The sequence below is a fragment of the Vibrio sp. PID17_43 genome, assembly GCF_002608565.1.
Lineage (GTDB): Bacteria > Pseudomonadota > Gammaproteobacteria > Enterobacterales > Vibrionaceae > Vibrio.
Map to the genome: position 1 here is coordinate 1 of NZ_LIXM01000052.1, position 2,353 is coordinate 2,353.

Consider the following 2,353-nt stretch of genomic DNA (forward strand, 5'->3'; position numbering starts at 1 on the left):
TAAACGAACTACTACATGGAAAGCTTTAGTTGCAGCTAAAGCCTGGGTCTCACATTACCCGAAACTGGTCGATTTAGAGGGATAATTTCCCATACAAACAATTTAAGAGGGATTCCCAACGCTTGGCATTTTGGGTTCTACTTCAAATTAAGTGATTACGGCACAATGCTTTAGGTTTTGGTGGTAGCGTTGCTCACCCCTTAATTGGGCGTTAGTACGGGATGGGCATCAAAGATTGTAAAATTTGGTGTTTATTGGTTTCTTTGCTCTGCTTTACAGCGGTTCAAATGTGCCTTTCACGTTCTCTCCGGTGGCACTAGATGTGCAGTGATCGTGTTGCCAACGTCGTTTACGGTTTCTAACTTTCGGGCAATTTCATTGGCGTGGCTTCTTTGTCTCGGATGGTTTTTCGGCGAAAAATCGTTTCTTTGGTGTCGTCGGGAAAGTTCGAAGTCAGTCTCCTTTGCAAATTTAAAGGTGCTGAAAATCATCGAGTTTTGCGCGTTTTTATTCTAGCCAACTCGCGTTCTGAGTATTGGTTTCAGATTGGCAGTTGTCCATTTAGCTTTCGCGTTTTAAGCTAAAATTTCGTGCTATATTTCAATGTCTTGGCAAATGTCATAAGCTTTAAGGGCAGCGCACTAACAAGCTGCTCAAGAGGGATTCACAACGCGTGGCATTTTTACTGTGCGTTGAATTTAGTGATTAAGGCGGTATGCGGCAACATCGGTATTGCGTTGCTCACCCCTTAGCAGGGCGTTATGCCTTCTTTTAGAGTTCCGAACTATTCTAAATCTATGACACTGCAGCGGATTGAGAGTGTGCTTACCGCAGCACCAGGAGATAGGATTCGAATAAAGCTGAGTGCTTTTGCTAGATCTTGTGTTTCAATCTTTAAGTTATTATCAATACGTCCATCATTCGTCATGTCAGTGTCCACGACACTAGGGCATAAACAGCAGACCTTGACCCCAAAAGGAAGAAGCTCTTGATAAAGCGATTGGCTATAGCTAACAATCGCAGCTTTTGTTGCTGAATATGCTGCGATCTTCGGGACAGGAGCTAAACCTGCAGTAGAACCAAGGTTGTATATTTCTCCGTAGCCTTGCTGTTTCATTTTCTCAGCAACCAAATTACAAGCAGTAATTGTGGATAGTAGGTTTACATTCACTAGCTCAGTCAGTTTAACTAAAGGAAGATTAGTATTACCGGCAGCTAAGACACCAGCACTGTTAACCATAACATCAATGCTTCCATGTTCTTTGATGATTGAAGTGATGGCTGTTTCAACGTCAGAAGGGTTATTGAAATCGACCGATACTGTATTCACTAGGCATGTGGAATACTGGGACTTCAGCTCTGCTTTAATCTGCTCAAGGTTTTCTACATTTAAGGCAAGTAATACTAAAGAGTATCCTTCCTGAGCAAAGTAATGAGAAATAGTTTTACCAATTCCGCGACTAGCGCCAGTAATTAAGGCAACATTAGACATATTGTCTCCCTATACGGTGTAATAAGCGTGCTGTCGGGGTAATGTACTAAATAGTTTCCCAAATGCGAACAGGTTTTTACACCGAAGGCATAACAAAAAATTTAAGAGTGATTCACAACGCTTGGCACCTTCACTTCAAGCCAGTTTAGTGTTTATGGCACAATGCGTTAGGTAAGGTGTTGGCGTTGTTCACACCTTAATTTGGCGTTAGTACGGGTTTGACATCAAAAGTCATAAGTTTTGGTGTTTATCTGTTTTGGCGCTTGTCTTTACACCTTTCAGTCTGTACCTTTCACGTTCTTTCCGGTGGCACTATATACGGAGTGTTTGCTTTGATTTCACCGTTTACGGTCTCTAACTCTTAGCTTATTTCTTTGGCGCTTCTTCGTTTTCGTTGTACTTACTAAGTTAGTCTTGTCGTTCGTTGGGTGTTGCTATCAAAGTGCGAGTACCGAATCCTTTTCTAATTTGCAGTCAGTGAAAGCCGGGGAGTTAAGTGCGTTTTTCTTCTAGCCAACTTCCGTCTTTCAATTGGGGCAAAGTTTTGTAGCTGCCCGTCTCACTTCAGTGTTCAAAGTCTTTCATATCATGCCAGTTTTCAATATCTTGGAGCGCATAAATAGAAGTAGCGCATGTACTAACAAATTGCTTAAGAGTGATTCGTAACGCGTGGCATTTTTACTATGCGGTGGCTTATGATGATTAAGGCGCTGTGCGGTAGCTTTTGTATTGCGTTACTCACACCTTAGCAAGGCGTTATTTCCGCAACGGATCTCTCAGGCTGAATGTACGTAGCTGTAGCCTAGGTGTGAAAGTGTCGGGGAAATAGGGTGGAAAGGCGGCGAAAAGGGCGAATATTGG

At 42.5% G+C, this 2,353-nt stretch carries 1 protein-coding gene; it reads right to left on the minus strand.

Annotated features, from left to right (window positions below; translation table 11 throughout):
• Window positions 1-784: 784 nt before the first annotated feature.
• Window positions 785-1,492 carry an SDR family oxidoreductase gene (locus tag AK965_RS20135; protein WP_099081248.1) on the minus strand — a complete coding sequence of 236 codons (708 nt, stop codon included), beginning with the start codon at window positions 1,490-1,492 and terminating at the stop codon, window positions 785-787.
• Window positions 1,493-2,353: the final 861 nt, after the last annotated feature.